The organism is Curtobacterium luteum (assembly GCF_014646995.1).
Classification (GTDB): Bacteria; Actinomycetota; Actinomycetes; order Actinomycetales; family Microbacteriaceae; genus Curtobacterium; species Curtobacterium luteum.
Window position 1 is genome coordinate 12,397 of sequence record NZ_BMOI01000006.1, and the last position, 14,834, is coordinate 27,230.

Annotated in this window: 10 protein-coding genes; 3 read left to right on the top strand and 7 right to left on the bottom strand. The window is 67.7% G+C overall.

The window, feature by feature from the left end:
- Positions 1-22: 22 nt before the first annotated feature.
- From IEY20_RS08020 to uriH, 3 genes are read right to left on the bottom strand one after another with little or no spacing between them, the layout of a single operon-like run.
- Positions 23-880, bottom strand: a complete 858-nt coding sequence (locus IEY20_RS08020; protein WP_175327781.1) for a ribokinase — start codon at positions 878-880, stop codon at positions 23-25.
- A complete protein-coding gene (gene uriT, locus IEY20_RS08025; RefSeq protein WP_175327782.1) occupies positions 877-2,301 on the bottom strand; it encodes a uridine transporter UriT in 1,425 nt (474 codons plus the stop codon). The genes IEY20_RS08020 and uriT overlap by 4 nt, the downstream gene beginning before the upstream one ends.
- A 6-nt stretch (positions 2,302-2,307) precedes the next feature.
- Positions 2,308-3,360 carry a uridine-preferring nucleoside hydrolase UriH gene (uriH, locus tag IEY20_RS08030; protein ID WP_022902838.1) on the bottom strand — a complete coding sequence of 351 codons (1,053 nt, stop codon included), beginning with the start codon at positions 3,358-3,360 and terminating at the stop codon, positions 2,308-2,310.
- A gap of 169 nt (positions 3,361-3,529) precedes the next feature.
- Here uriH and IEY20_RS08035 point away from each other — a divergent pair, with 169 nt between their 5' ends.
- Positions 3,530-4,516, top strand: coding sequence for a LacI family DNA-binding transcriptional regulator (locus IEY20_RS08035; RefSeq protein WP_229727951.1), 987 nt, complete (start codon positions 3,530-3,532; stop codon positions 4,514-4,516).
- A gap of 647 nt (positions 4,517-5,163) precedes the next feature.
- Here IEY20_RS08035 and IEY20_RS08040 read toward each other — a convergent pair.
- The 3 genes from IEY20_RS08040 to IEY20_RS08050 are packed head-to-tail and all read right to left on the bottom strand — an operon-like array spanning position 5,164 to position 8,005.
- Complete coding sequence (locus tag IEY20_RS08040; RefSeq protein WP_175327783.1) at positions 5,164-6,855, bottom strand: MDR family MFS transporter; 1,692 nt, start codon at positions 6,853-6,855, stop codon at positions 5,164-5,166.
- Entirely contained in the window at positions 6,852-7,475 is a 624-nt protein-coding gene (locus IEY20_RS08045) for a TetR/AcrR family transcriptional regulator (RefSeq protein ID WP_229727952.1), read from the bottom strand. The genes IEY20_RS08040 and IEY20_RS08045 overlap by 4 nt, the downstream gene beginning before the upstream one ends.
- Before the next feature lie 35 nt (positions 7,476-7,510).
- The gene (locus IEY20_RS08050) at positions 7,511-8,005 is read right to left on the bottom strand and encodes a GNAT family N-acetyltransferase (RefSeq protein WP_022902842.1); all 495 of its coding nucleotides are present in this window, start codon (positions 8,003-8,005) and stop codon (positions 7,511-7,513) included.
- Between the two features lie 95 nt (positions 8,006-8,100).
- Between IEY20_RS08050 and IEY20_RS08055 the strand changes: the two genes are divergently transcribed.
- Both IEY20_RS08055 and IEY20_RS08060 read left to right on the top strand, forming a co-directional pair.
- On the top strand, positions 8,101-8,955 hold the full coding sequence (locus tag IEY20_RS08055) for a TrbL/VirB6 family protein (RefSeq protein WP_175327784.1): 855 nt from the start codon (positions 8,101-8,103) through the stop codon (positions 8,953-8,955).
- Positions 8,956-9,068: 113 nt separating this feature from the next.
- Positions 9,069-9,803, top strand: coding sequence for a hypothetical protein (locus IEY20_RS08060; protein ID WP_175327785.1), 735 nt, complete (start codon positions 9,069-9,071; stop codon positions 9,801-9,803).
- Between the two features lie 1,728 nt (positions 9,804-11,531).
- Here the strand turns inward: IEY20_RS08060 and IEY20_RS08065 are convergent.
- The gene (locus IEY20_RS08065; protein ID WP_188889038.1) at positions 11,532-14,717 is read right to left on the bottom strand and encodes a cutinase family protein; all 3,186 of its coding nucleotides are present in this window, start codon (positions 14,715-14,717) and stop codon (positions 11,532-11,534) included.
- Between the last annotated feature and the right edge of the window lie 117 nt (positions 14,718-14,834).

Genomic DNA, 14,834 nt, shown 5'->3' on the forward strand with positions numbered 1-14,834 from the left:
TAGTGCGGACTGGAGGCGCGTCTCACGCCCGCAGGAACGCCTCCAGTTCGGCGGTGCTCGGGTAGGACGCCTGCGCGCCCGGCTTCGTCGCGGCGTACGCCCCGACCCCGACCGCGAACCGGGCGGCGTCGAGCAGCGTGTCCCCGGCGGCGAGCCGCAGAGCGACGGCACCCATGAACGCGTCACCGCAGCCGGTCGTGTCGACGGGCTCGACCCGGACGGCGTCGACGGGGACGGGCTCTGCGTCGCCGTCGTGCACCGTGCAGCCGGCCCCGCCGCGGGTGACGATCGAGCGGCGGACGCCGTGGGCACCGAGTTCCGCGGCCTCGTGCTCGTTCACGAGGAGGACGTCGGTCAGGTCCAGCAGTTCCTGCGGGACGGCACCGAGCGGCGAGAGGTTCGTGAGGACCGTGACCCCGGCCTCGTGCGCGGCCCGGGCTGCGGCGACGACCACGTCGAGCGACACCTCGAGGCAGAGCCCGAGCACCCCGGCGTCGGCGAAGGCGTCGGCGGGGACGTCGGCCGGCGTCAGCGTGCCGTTCGCCCCGGCGGAGATCACGATGGTGTTCTCGCCGGCGCCGTCGACCGTGATGACCGCCGTGCCGGTGGCGACCCCCTCGCGGACGGCGACGTGCGTCGTGTCGACACCGGCGGCCGCGACGGAGTCGCGGAGCAGCGCACCGTTCCCGTCGTCGCCGACCGCACCGATCATGCGCACCGTGCCCCCGAGCCTCCCGGCTGCCACGGCCTGGTTGGCGGACTTGCCACCGGGGAGGATCGCGAGGTCTGACCCCTGGAGGGTCTCACCGGGCTTCGGGAAGCGCTCCGTGCGGACCACGAGGTCGGCATTGAGGCTGCCGACGACGACGATGCCGGTCATGCGGCTGCTCCTGTCTCGGCCGAGGCCGGGCGCGGGATGAGGAAGGACGTGGCGAGTGCCGCGCAGGTGATCACGGCACCGAGCAGCATGCCACCGGAGTACCCGGCGGTGCCGGCGGACCCGCCGGTCCCGAGCGCGATCTGGAGCGCCGGGAGCACCGCGAAGCTGATGCCCGCGCCGAGGTTGAACGCCCCCGCGTTGAGGCCGGGGAGGAACCCGGGGTTCGACTCCGGCGAGAGGACGATGCCGAGGCCGTTCAGGATGATGTTCGCGATGCCCGCGTAGGTGATGCCGATCAGGACCGTCGCCGCGACGAGCACGGGCAGCGAGTGCACGCCGACGAACGCCATGACGAGCGTCGCGACGATGCTCCCGACGAGGCCGACGCGGAGCACGGCGCGGTAGCCGAGCGTCGGCGCGAGCCGACCGGCGAAGGGTCCGACGACCCAGCCGACCAGCGCGTACGGCGTGAGGAACGCGAGCGAGGCGAGGTCGGCCTCCATGCCGAAGCCCGCGTCAGGGTTCTGTGCGAGGCTCGTGACGAGGCCGTTGACCACCGCGAACACGCCGGTCATCGTGAGCAGCGTGGTGACCAGGAGCGCCCAGGTCCCGCGGCGCTTGAGGAACCGGGTCTCGACGAGCGGCTCGCGCACCCGCGACTCGACCGCCCAGAAGACCCCGAAGGCGACGAGCGCGACGACGATGCCGCCCACCACGAGCCCCCAGTCGGCGGCTGCGAGCTTGCCCGCCTCGTTGAACGCGGTGAGCAGTGCGCCGACGCTGACGACGAGCGGCAGGACACCCCACCAGTCCATGCGGGTGCCGGCGGACGGCTTCGACTCGACGCCCCAGGCGGCCACCATGAGGGCGGCGACGACGGTCACGGCCGCGATCACCCAGAAGATCCCGCGGAACCCGAAGTGGGTCGCGATCCAGCCGCCGGCGAGGGCGTCGACGCCCGCGATGCCGCCGTTCACCGCGGTGAGGAGGCCGAGCGCGGCGCCGTAGCGCTTCGGGTCGGCGATCTCGTTGCGGAGCACGAGCAGGCCGATCGGCACGACGGGGCCGGTGACGCCCTGGATCATCCGACCGACGAACAGCATCGGGACGTTCACGGCGAGCGCCGCGACGACGCTGCCGACGAGCATCACGAGGAGCATGCCGAGGAGGACCCGCTTCCGGCCGACGATGTCGGACAGCCGCGGCAGGAACAGCGAGAAGAGCGCCGCGAGGGTGAAGAACAGGGTCTGCGAGAGCCCGATCGTGGCGTCGTCCGTGCGCAGGTCGCGCGCCATCGTGACGAGTGCCGGGCTGAGCATGCTCGCGTTGAGCTGGAACGCGATGCACGCCGCGAGCAGGGCGGCGGTGAGGGCCGTGACGGACCGCTTCGGGGTCGACGTCGTCGTCGAGGTGGTGGTCATGGTGGGTCAGTGCTCCGGGGTGACGGCGGTGTCGGGGTCGGTGAGGGCGGCGGCGACGGCGTGGGGTGCGTCCGCGCGCGGCGCGCTGGCGCCTCCGCGGGGTGTCCATCCGGTGTCCGGTGTCTCGCCGATGCGCTCGAGGGCGTCGACGACGAGGTCCCAGAACCGGCCGTGGTCGAGTTCGAGCGCCGCGCTCGTCCGGCAGTCGGCGGGCGCGGGTGCGCGGAAGTCCGCGACGGTCATGCCGAGGGTGTGGACGCCCTGTGTCTCGATCGAGATCGGCACCCGCACGGCGCGCACGATGGTCGGGTCGATGACGTACGCCACGGCGCACGGGTCGTGCACGGGCGGTGCGTCGAACCCCTGCGCGTCCTTGTAGGTCTGGCCGAAGAAGTCGAGGAGCTCGCCGACGAAGGCGGCCGGACCGGTGCCGACGGCTGCGATGCGGTCGGCGACCTCGGGGGTGGCCAGTGCCTGGTGCGTCAGGTCGAGCCCGACCATCACGACGTCCCACCCGGCGCGGAAGACGATGTCGGCCGCTTCGGGGTCGATGACGATGTTGAACTCGGCCACCGGGCTCCAGTTGCCGACGTGCACGCCGCCGCCCATGAGGACGACCTCCCGGACACGCTCGACGATCCGGGGCTCCTTCCGGGCCGCGAGGGCGATGTTCGTCAGACCACCCGTCGGGACGAGGGTGACGGTCCCGGGCTCGTGCGCCATGACCGTGTCGATGATGAGGTCGACCGCGTGCCGCGGGTCGAGGTCGAACGCCGGCTCGGGCAGCTCCGGCCCGTCCAGGCCGCTCTCGCCGTGGATGTCGCCGGCGACCTCGATCTCGCGCAGCAGCGGTCGTGACGAGCCGGCCGCGAACGGCACACCGGTGATCCCGGCGATCCGGGCGACGGCGAGGGCGTTCCGGGTGACCTTCGGGAGGGTCTGGTTGCCGACGACGGTGGTCACGGCGAGCAGCTCGATGTCGGGGTTCCCGTGGGCGAGCAGCATGGCGACGGCGTCGTCGTGGCCGGGGTCGCAGTCGAGGATGATCTTGCGGGGCACCGCGGGTCTCCACTTCTTCGGGGATGGGACGTCAGGGCCTGACGCGGTGGGGTCCGCGGCGGAGGAATCAGCTCCCGCGGCGCGTCAAGCGTTTGACATCAGAACACGTCAAGCGCTTGACGTCAACTCATGAGCGCTTGTCGGCTCGCGCACTCGCTACGATCGCCTGGTGCCCTCCCCCGCCCGCGTGACCGCCGCGATGGTCGCCGAGCGCGCCGGGACGAGCATCGCCACCGTCTCCCTCGTGGTCAACGGCAAGGACCGCGGCCGGGTGTCCGCGCCGATCGCCGAGCGGGTGCGCGCGGCCGTCGACGAGCTCGGGTACGTCGTCGACCACGCGGCGAGCTCCCTGGCGCGGGGTAGCGGGGACCTCGTCGTCCTCATCGCCCCCGACCTGTCGAACCCGTTCTTCGCGGAGGTCATCCGCGGCGTCCGGGACACCCTGACCGACCGCTTCCAGCTCGTGCTGTCCGTGACCGAGCGCGGGCGGCAGCCGGTCACGGCGGACGTACGGCGCTTCGAGCGGCTGCGCCCCGCGGGCATCCTCGTGGACGCCCCGGCCGCGGGCGAGGACCTCTCCGCCGGCGTCCCCGTGGTCCAGCTCGACGCCCCGGGCGGGACCGACGCCGTGAACTACGACCTCGCGACCGGCGTCCAGGAACTCGTCGCGCACCTGGCCGACCTCGGGCACCGCCGCATCGGGTACCTCGACGGCACCTCGCGCGCGGCGACGTTCGCCCTCCGCCGCCGACTCCTGGAGGACGCCGCCGTGGCCGCCGGACTGTCGGTGTCTCCGATCGTCGGTTCGGCGGACCTCGCCGTGGACGCCGGCGCGTCGGCCGCGGACGACCTGCTCGACGACTGGCTCGACGACGGGGTGACGGCGGTCGTCGCCGCGGCGGACACCCTGGCGTACGGGGTGCTCCGTGCTGCGGCGGCTCGAGGGGTGGCCGTGCCCGGGCGACTGGCGGTCGCCGGCTTCGACGACCTGCCGTCGTCGTCGGTCACGGCGCCCGCACTGACGAGCGTGGCCCTCCCGGGCGCGGACCTCGGTCGGGCGGCGGCGCTCCGGCTGCTCGCGACGTTCGACGGCGGTGCCCCGGAGGCGCCGTCCCTGCCCACGTGGCTCGTCGTGCGGGCGAGCACCGCCGGCTGAGCCGCGCGCCGCGGGCCGCGTGGGCGCGAGACTCGCGCTGGGCGACAGGACTCGCGCCGATCCGCACGAGAACCGTCGCCCACCACGAGTCTCGGGACCGGTCCACGAGACGGACGGGAGGCACGGTGCCGGCCGGTCCCGCGCCTCCCGTCCGATGGCCAGCGGGTCCGAGACTCGCGCACGGCGACAAGGCTCGCGCCGATCCGCGCGAGAACCGTCGCACACCGCGAGGCTCGGGACCGGTCCACGTGACGGACGGGAGGCACGGTGCCGGCTGGTCCCGCGCCTCCCGTGCGGTGGTTGGCGCGTCCGAGACTCGCGCAGGCCGACAGGACTCGCGCCGATCCGCGCGAGTCCCGTCGCTCAGGCCGAGTCTCGGGACCGGTCCACGTGACGGACGGGAGGCACGGTGCCGGCTGGTCCCGCGCCTCCCGTCCGGTGGCCGGCGGGTCCGAGACTCGCGCAGAGCGACAGGACTCGCGCCGATCCGCACGAGAACCGTCGCCCACCGCGAATCTCGGGACCGGTCCACGTGGCGGACGGGAGGCACGGTGCCGGCTGGTCCCGCGCCTCCCGTCCGGTGGCCGGCGGGTCCGAGACTCGCGCAGGGCGACAAGGCTCGCGCCCGATCGCGCGAGTCCTGTCGCTCAGGCCGAGTCTCGACCCACGCCGTCGCCCGCGCCGTCGGCGGCCGCGGCCGCGGGCGCGGCGGCGGCGCCGCCGCGCTGCGCTCGCTCGAGCTGCTCGGCCTCCGCACCGCCGACGGCCTCGCCGCGGGCGACCATGCCGGCCGTGTCGGACAGGGTGATCTGCGGCAGGAACAGTGCGAGCAGGAACGCGACGCCGATGAACGGCAGGAGGTACCAGAACACCGGCGCGAGCGAGTCGGCGTAGGCGTTCACGATGCCGTCCTGCACGGCCGCCGGCAGCTTCGCCACGGTCGCCGGGTCGATGCTCCCCGCCGACGACGCCGCGTCCGTCGCCGATCCCCCGGCACCCCGGAACACGTCCGTCAGGGCCGTGGTGAGCCGCGCGGTGAACAGCGCGCCGAAGACGGCCGTGCCGAGGGAGGCCCCGACCTCGCGGAAGTAGTTGTTGGTCGAGGTCGCGGTCCCGACCTGGTCCGCGGGCACGGCGTTCTGCGCGACGAGCACGACCACCTGCATGATCAACCCCAGGCCGGCGCCGAACACGAACAGGTACGCGCAGATCAGCCAGATCGGGGTGTCCGCCGCGAGCTGGGTCATCGCGAGCATCGCCATCGCGACGAGGACGGTCCCCACGATCGGGAACATCCGGTAGCGGCCCGTCTTCGTGATCAGGATGCCGGAGACGATCGAGGTCCCGATGAGCCCGACCATCATCGGCAGCATCAGCAGCCCGGAGACCGCCGCCGAGGTGCCCGAGGCCATCTGGAGGAACGTCGGGACGAAGCCGATCGCCGCGAACATGCCGATGCCGAGGACGAGCCCGATGCCCGTCGCGAGGAGGAACGTGCGGTTGCGGAAGAACGCGAGCGGGAGCACCGGGTCCTGGGCGCGCGACTCGACGAGCACCAGCAGCGCGGCCGCGACGACGAGGCCGGCGAACCACGCCCAGGTCTCGAGGGCGTCCCAGCCGTGGTCCTTGCTCCCGCCGAACTCCGAGAAGAAGACGAGGCACGTCGTGGCTGCCGACATCAGCAGCACGCCGAGGACGTCGATCCGCTTCGTCGCCTTCTTGGTCGGGAGCGTGAGTGCGAACCAGGCCACGAAGAACGCCGCGATGCCGACCGGGATGTTGATGTAGAACGCCCAGTTCCAGGTGAGGTGGTCGACGAAGAAGCCGCCGAGCAGCGGTCCGCCGATCGCGGAGAGCCCGAAGATCGCGCCGAGCGGGCCGAGGTACTTGCCGCGCTGCGAGGCGGGCACGATGTCCGCGATGATCGCCTGCGACAGGATCATCAGGCCGCCACCACCGAGTCCCTGCACGGCACGGAACACCACGAGCTGCGTGAAGTCACCGGCGAACGCGCACCCGGCGGACGCGATGGTGAACAGCGCGATCGCGACGAGGAACAGGTTCCGTCGCCCGAGGACGTCGCCGAACTTGCCGTAGACGGGCATGACGATGGTCGAGGCGAGCAGGTACCCGGTGGTCAGCCACGCCTGGTGCGCGACGCCGCCGAGCTCGCCGACGATGGTGGGCATCGCGGTCGAGACGATGGTCTGGTCGAGGCTGGACAGCAGCATCCCGGCGATGAGCGCCGAGAAGATGATCCAGATGCGCCGCTGGGTGAGCAGCAGCGGCCCGTCGGAGCCGGGGCGGGCGCGTCGGGCGCCCTGCGCGGTGGCGGTCATGCGGTGGGGTCCTGTCCGGTGGTGGTGAGGGCCGCCCTGAGCTGGCGGAGGTTGTCGGTGAGCAACGCCTCGAACGGCGGGTCGGTCGCCTCGTCGTAGGCGTCGTCGAAGTAGGTGCCGGCGGTGACCTTGAGCAGCGCCCCCGCGGTCTCCGCCACGAGCTGTGCGCGGCGGTCGGCGGGGTCGTGCCAGCCGAAGCGCTCGCGCACGGCGCGGGCGACGGCGGCGAGCTGCATGTCGACGACGTCGAGGAACTTCGGGACCATCGCGGGCTCGCGGTCGAACACCCGACGGACGAGGGCTTCGTCCGCACGGTCGAGTCCGACGACGTGCATCTGCTCGATCGCGAGCGCGACGACCGATCCAAGCGGGTCGGTCTCCTCGGGCACGAGCGTCCGGGCGGCGAAGGCACGGAACATCTCCTCCGACGCGCCCTGCTCGATCCCGAGCACGGCATCGTCCTTCGACGCGAAGTGGTTGAAGAACGTCCGACGGGACACCCCGACCCGCTCGCACAGCTGCTCGATGGTGAAGCCGTGCAGCCCGTGCTCGATCGTCGCCCGGCGCGCCTCGACGATCATGCGTCGGCGCAGCGCGCGGGTGCGTTCGGTGGTGCTCACCGCACCAGAATTGCACTATCGGTCTGAGAGTGCAATCAAGAAGACGACGGCAGCGCCTTCGCGAAGCAGAACGACCACGGCATGGTCTCCGCGTAGGGCGCGTACACCGGGATCTGCTCCCAGCCGGTCTTCCGGTACAGCGCAACGGCCTCGGGCTGCTTGTCGCCGGTCTGCAGGATCACCCGCGCAGCCCCCTGCTCGCGCGCGACCTCCTCCCCCTCGGCCAGCAACGCCGTCGCCGCACCCTTCCCCCGGGCAGCCGACAGCACGATCAGGCGCTTCAGCTCGACCTCGTCCCCGAGGCGCCGCACGGCGATGTGCCCGAGCGGGGTGCCGTCGTCGTCGATCGCGAGCACCGAGGTGATGACGTCCGCCGGGTCGACGGTGAGCACGCGGTCGCGCTCGGCGGTGACGGCGGGGTCCTCCATCGCGTTCGCCGAGCCGTAGCGCTCGTGCATCTCCTCGTCCATCGTGGCGCGGAGGGCCACTCCGCGGGGGTCGTCCCAGGCGACGCGTTCGATCGTGATCACGAAGAACGATCCTGGCACGCCGACGCGGCAGCACGACGACGCAGCGGACAGTCATCCAGCTCGCCGTCGGCGCGAGCGACGCCCTCTCGGTCGGTGTGATCAACGCCGCCACGGACTGCAGCGTCGCCGCAGACACGGGCACGTCGTCCTGCTTCGGCACGAACCTCGCCGGTCTCATCGGCCTCACGGCGCAGTCGCCCATCGGAACGCTCGGCGTCCTGATCCTGGCGCTGATCGCGATCCTGATGACGTTCGTGCAGATCGCCCTCATGGTCGTTCGATCGGCGGTGCTCGTTCTCCTGCCGGGCGTTCTGCCGCTGACAGCGTCGTTCACGAGCATTCCCAGCGGCGAGCAGTGGTTCCGCCGCTCCCTCGGCTGGTTGGTCACGTTCATCCTCTACAAGCCCGCCGCCGCGCTGATCTACGCCGCAGCGTTCAAGCTCATCGGCACGGACATCTTCTTGAAGGAAGACGGCGGGATCTGGTTGGTCATGACCGGCCTGGCGCTGATGATCATCGCCCTCGTCGCGCTGCCGGCGCTCATGCGCTTCATCGCCAGGATGGTCGCCCTTGCCGGCGGCGGAGCCGCTGGCGCGGCGGTCGCCGGCGGTCTCGGCATCGCCGCGGGCGAGCTTGCAACCGGTGCGATCAAGCCCTGGCCGTCGAAGTCGAGCAGCAACACGTCGTCCTCCTCGTCGCGATCGACGTCGAAGACGGAGGCATCGACCGGGTCGACGCAGCCCGGCGGCAAGAGCGGCCGTCCCCAGCCGCGCTGGGAAGCGCACAATCGTCCATCTGACTTAAGAGACATTATCGGCGGACCTGTCAAGCTTCGCGTCTCATCAGTTCTGAGTGACTGCGAGGGTGCTTGCTCGAGGCTCACCGCAAGGAATGGCACGCTGCAGGCCCCCGCGGAGGACTGTGCTCCTGACCGGTTGCAGCTCTACTAGCGTCGCGAGCATGGAGGTCCTCGTCAGTTGATCCAAAGATGCAGAGCGCCGCGTAGCCGAAGCATTCCGAGGCGTACTGCACACGGGAGCCACCGGCAACTAGATTTCACGTCATGACCGAGATGCTGGCGGCGCTCCTGGGCGCACTCCTTGGTGGCCTGCTATCCGCTGGAGGGAGTGCCTGGCAGACGGGCAAGGTCCTGAAGCACGAAACCGCAATGGCAGCAGCCGAGCGCCGTGAGGCTGAGCGAGTGGAAGACGAGCGTCGACAGTCAGTTGTTGCCGATCGGTTGATTGCGGCTCTCGCGAGCTGTCTAACTTCTGCTGAAGGCCGCCTCGACGCTCTTGCTCACTTCGTACGAGTGCGCGCGACTGACGATGTTCACCGTGATCGCGACCGTCGAGAGTCCGCCCTACTTGAATCAGGTGCCAGCTACTCGCATGCCCTACCTGAGCCGGTGAGAGACCGTTGGGATGCGCTCACTTGGCTGGTCCGATTCAACACCTCGACGCAGCCCGAGCGGTCCGATGATGACCGGCGACGCGACTATAGCGACCTGCTGAACTACAGCGAGTATGTGCGGCGATCGCTGCGCGCCGTCAGCGGGGACGATCCGATGCCCCCGCCGTACCCCGCCCCGGATGTCCGGCGTGCAGAGCGCAGGGTATGGGGATACAAGCCTGCACCGGGAAACAATGAGCCTGACCTTTCCGACTGGCAGCTCAGTTCTCGCCTCGTCGGAGAGGTGACCTTCAGCACGGGTGAGGTGCGCTGGTACGGCCTCAACGGACTAGTGGAGGTTCTATCACCGGAGCCCGCAGAACCTCGCGACGACGATAACGGCTGACGGGCCAGGCGCAGGCCACTCAATTGCGACCTAGCCTTCGCTGCAGGTCTCCAAGCGGTCTGCTGGACGGTCTATCCGCGTAACAGCGGCCTTGTCAACGCTGCGAAAAGAGCTGGATGCATCTCAATCGCAGCAAGCTACTATGCAGGACTTCGAGCGGCTGGGCGCGTGTTCTACAAGGGCAAGGGTGACCCGAGGTAGAGCGCTGACCGTAGATGTAGGAGATGTTGAGTGGCATGGTTGACGAATTTGAAGACGGTCTGAGCGGACAAAGGTCTACCCCGCCGTACGGCGACCGCCGTCAGTCGCTGTCGCCCCCTGGGGTACGCCGGTCGAGGACAAAGACGCTTTTCGGCGGCTTGCTCCTCGGCATTGGCCTTGCGTTCTTTGCTTGGACAGTCGTCAAAATCGTTGTGGCTCTAATCGATGCTTCCAGCGGGGCTGACATCAGCGTTGCATACACATTACTCATAGCGGCCGCGTTTTGCATCTTAGGTGGTGCGCTCCTGCGGTTGCACAACGGAAAGAACTAAAATTGAAGCAAATCTCAAAGCGCCTCTTTGGTGTATGTGTCGCCCTGCTCGCAGTTGGATATATAGGGTTGGCGGCGTTCTTTTTGGTCGTCAACTATGGGGACACAGAGGGGGGCGCCAATATCGGGATTGGTATTCTTGCCATCCTTGCCCTAGGTGCCGGTGGGGTAGGGGTTGTTTCAGGTTTAGCAGCGACCATCATTCGCATCATGGCGTCGCGCAGGGCTTAGCTACCTCTAGCCAGGGACGGTTCCTTGCAGAGAATCATTCGGGTTGACCTCGAGTTAGCGGAAGTTGCCCGTCATTCTCTTGGCCGCATATCTCCTCTGTACTGCAATCCGATCGATGCATGACGCGTGGCTCCCGCACCCGTGTCGGGGGTGGGGGCCACGCGTTCGGTGGCGCGTCCCTCATAGTCAGCATCGTTTCCGGCGACATTGGGGTAACGCTTGTCGCCACGGGGCAGCGCAGCGGTCGGCGAATGCCACCGAGCCGCACATCAAAGCTGGCATAATCTATATTATCGGCGCGAGTTGCTAGGCAGTTGGCGGATCGCCGACTGTGATCGTGAGAGCGAGCGTCGACTCCTCGAGGGCGCCGGTTACGACCCCGACAAGCGCGATGAGAAGCGCCGCGCCGAGCACCGCGACACTATGCAGACACGGAGCGGGGCGGGCACCAAGGGTGCCCGCCCCCGCTCCGCGTCAGCTGGCGCGACTCACGGTCCCCGCTCCGGCGGTGCTTCGAGTCACTGCCGGACCGGTGACGGTCGGTCTCCCCGCGTTCGTTCAGCGGGTGAATCGCCGGTCAGCACCCTGGTGGGCTGGCGTTCAAGGGACCGTCACCCTGAGGAATACAATCGCTAGGAGCGTGACAAGAATCACCCCGACAAATGCGCCTAGGGAAAACCACGCACCCCGGCGGCCGGTGCGATGTCGAAGTATGCCAAGAACGAGCCCTGCTACGACGACACCGAATCCGATAGCAAGAGATATAGCCATGCTCCCGTACCAGCCAACACCGGAACAGAGTGCGCTTGATTTCTCTCCACAAGCCGCATAGACAGTCAGATTATTGTCGAACACAACACCTGCGCCTACCACGGCCGCGAGCAAGCTCACAAAAAAGGTAACCCAGATCGTGACCAGGTCACTAGTCGAACCCGATCGCTCTCGATTGCCGCTGGTCGATTTACTCATGCGAACTGCCTCAGCCATTTCTCCTCGTTAGTGGGAGTTGGTTCATTCTTGTACGAATTGTGTACCGGCAAGGACATTCCCCACTTCTGGCAGAATATGTCGTTACGGAAGCACCGGGAGCGAGCCTGGGTAACTCTCTTTCCCTTATTGTTAACCGCAGTGTAGTAGTTGATATTGTGATGCCAAGCATGCAGGGGACCGTTATCAGTACCGTTACCCGGCGCATCAATTTTATCGGAATTATCGTAAGTCGGATTGCCTGCAAGCACAGCACCGCGGAAGTTAATTTTGGCGGTTCGCGAGAATTTTCCGCTGGCTATGGTGTTCTCGACGACATGAGCTCCTTGGGAATGGCCACCAAGCCATATCTTTGTGGACGAGCAACTCTTCGCTACTGCATTAACCTCAGCAACGAGATTCGCTTGTCCTGCGGCTACGCTATTCCAATATGCCGGCCCGACGACACCCGCCCATGAGGCAGGGTATTTGAGCGATTCAATTGTGGCATTTTGGTCCCTTTTGAGCTTCTTTGCAACTTGTTCCATCTCGCCCAAACCCCCAGAAGTCCAACCATAACCCCCTCGGGACTTGCCAGAGCCAGCCGGCTCGTTCGTTCCGCGTACCCCGATGAATAGCCACGACGGACAGCTTGAAGTCGCGGATGCTTGCACGGAAGACGACTGTGTCGTCGTGGACGCCTGGGTGGATGCAGACAACGTCGGATCGGCGGTTGCAACGAATGACCAGGTAGGAGAAATGGTGTCTGCGTCACCTGACCCGTCGTTGAGTTTTCCCTTGGCTTCTGCATGCCAGTAGTAGGTCTGGCCGTTGATCAAAGTTCCGTCTGGGACTGCAAGCGGTTGAGCGGACCAGTCAGACTGCGCAATAACGCCTGATCCGTCCTGATTTGCGCTCACGGTATACTGCAGCACCACGCTGCTCGTGAAGGGAGCGCCGTCCGTGTTCGTGTAAAGCACCGGGGCGCTGTCGTTGCTGTTGGCTCCGCCTGTGATTGATGGCACGTAGTTGGCGTTGCTCCATAGCCCGGAACCAAAATCGGATGTGGAGTCAGTGCTGGCGCCGGTTGCATCAATTGATGTTGTGGCGGTAATCGAGTGCGCCGCGGCCCCTGCTGGGATCGTCACAGATGTGCTCGTTGAACCTTGGCTGCTGAGCGATTGAGTATCGGTGATATTGCCATCGAGTGCGACGGACAGCTTCGCCGCGGTCGTGTACGCCGAGGGCGCTGTTACTGTGCACGTCACCGGTGAGGTGAGGGCGTCTCGTTGCCAGCTGCCGTCTGTATACGGAGCGGGGCAGGAGATCGCAGCGGTCGGTGCTGTGCTCGCGATGAACGACCATGTTGGCGACGTCTCGGTTTTGACTGTCGTGGAGCCTCCGCTGGTGCCGCGTACCGTCACGGTCCAGTAGTAGGTGGTCCCAGCCGTCATTACGGTTGCCGGGATCTGGAACGCACCCGTGACCCAGCCGCTGTCGGCCACCGGATCATTCGTAGCTGTGCCATTCGTGATGACGTAGTCGAACTGAGCGTCTGTGCCGAAATTGTCGTTCGCGGGAGCGACCGAGAGGGATCCGGCTGTGTCTGCCTCCGCTCCGTCGGCGGGAGTAGGAGTCAGCGTCTTCGAGAACCAGTCGCCGAGACCAAACGAGTACGCGTTCGTTGCGATAGTGGTGCCGCGGGCGTCGTCAACCTCTACCGCAATAGTGTGCGCCCCACCCTGCGCAGGTACCGTCACCGAGGTCGACGTGCTGGCGGTCTCGGAAAGGTCGTTGAGGCTGTCGAGATCTCCGTCCAGATTGACCGTGAGCTGCTGGTTGCTGCTCGACTCCGCGGGCGTGATCACGGTGCACGTGATGTCAGCCGACGGCACCGTCGTCGCCCAGCTACCAGCAGCGTATGGGCTCGGACAAGTGATCGTCGGCGCTTGTGGATTGGTGTACCAGCCCTGCACATCCACAATGTAGTTCGAAGCGTCGGCGACGTTGCGAAGCGCGATCTTCCCGTTCGCGCCGAGCGGGACGGTGATCGTGTTGGTGCGGATGTCGTCGGCTTGGAAGTTGATCGCGGTGGTCCCCGGGTTCGACGTTCCATCGGCGTAGACCTGCGCGCAGCCGGCGCTGCCTGCGTGGGAGACGATGAGCGTCAGCGTGACCGCGGTGATGCCGGATCCCATGATGGGGACGCCGGCCTGGCCGGCGATCTGGATCAGCCGTGTCTCGCTCTTCGCTAGTGCCGTGTTCCCGGATGCCCGGGAATCGTATGCCCGCCCGTAGGAGGGGGTGAAGACGGCCCCGTTGGTGCCGGCTGCGGTGAAGTAGCCCTGCAGGTCGATCACGAGGTTCGCGGTCGATGAGCCGTTCGCGATCGTGATCTTCCCACCCGAGGAGACCGGCACCTGTGCCTGCATCGAGGTGGTGACGGACGGGGCGTAGTGCAGCGCGTTCTGTGGCTTCGTGCTGCCGGTGGCATACGGGGTGAGGTAGCCGTCACTGTCGGTGGTGTTGATCGCGATGAGGTTCACCACGACGCCGGACGCACCGGCCGGGATCCCGTTCGCGCCGGTGATCTGCACGTCGATGCTCTTCCCGGGCGCGATCGTTGCTTTCGCAGCCCCGAGGCCGGACCGGGTGTCGACGATGCGCTTCGCGACGGGTACGAATCCGCCGGCGGCGGTGCCATCCGTGTTCGCCGTGTAGTAGCCCTGCACGTCCAAGATCAGGCGAGCGTTCGTCTCCGCCATCACCTGGATCGTGCCGTCCGCACCAACTGCGAGGGTGGCGGTGTTGGAGGTGAATTCGCCCTTGACCCCGCTGTAGATCAGCATCGTTGTGCGACCCGTGTCCGCGTCAGGGCGACCGAACAAGGTGCCGGCGCCGCTCGAGGCGCCTACTGTGGCGTTCAGCGACACGGCACCGACCGAACCATCGTCAGGCAACCCGAACAGTCCTGCGACCTTGATGGTGCGGTACGTTCCGGCCGGCATCGGGGTGTTGTACCCGCCCGTGCCGGCCTGCGTGTCGAGGATGCGGCCCGTCGCGGGGACGAACACACCACCCGTCCCGGTGTCGTTCAACGCCTGAGCTGGCGGCGCGGCCACCAGCAAAGAGCCGACAAGTGCGAGCGCGCCGAGGACCGCAGCAGCCAGGCTGCGCTTCCTCACCCGCGGAGCGTGCAGAACTGGTTGCACGAGACCCCCTCTATGAACGAACTGCACAAGTTGCTGTTCGTTCTCGCAGCGTAAGAGCAGCGCACGCCTTGAATCGTGTCACCCAAACGG

Excerpts from the sequence above, each read along its gene's own strand:
- IEY20_RS08020 (WP_175327781.1), bottom strand. The coding sequence starts at position 880 with ATGACCGGCATCGTCGTCGTCGGCAGCCTCAATGCCGACCTCGTGGTC.
- uriT (WP_175327782.1), bottom strand. The coding sequence starts at position 2,301 with ATGACCACCACCTCGACGACGACGTCGACCCCGAAGCGGTCCGTCACG.
- IEY20_RS08040 (WP_175327783.1), bottom strand. The coding sequence starts at position 6,855 with ATGACCGCCACCGCGCAGGGCGCCCGACGCGCCCGCCCCGGCTCCGAC.
- IEY20_RS08060 (WP_175327785.1), top strand. The coding sequence starts at position 9,069 with ATGACCGAGATGCTGGCGGCGCTCCTGGGCGCACTCCTTGGTGGCCTG.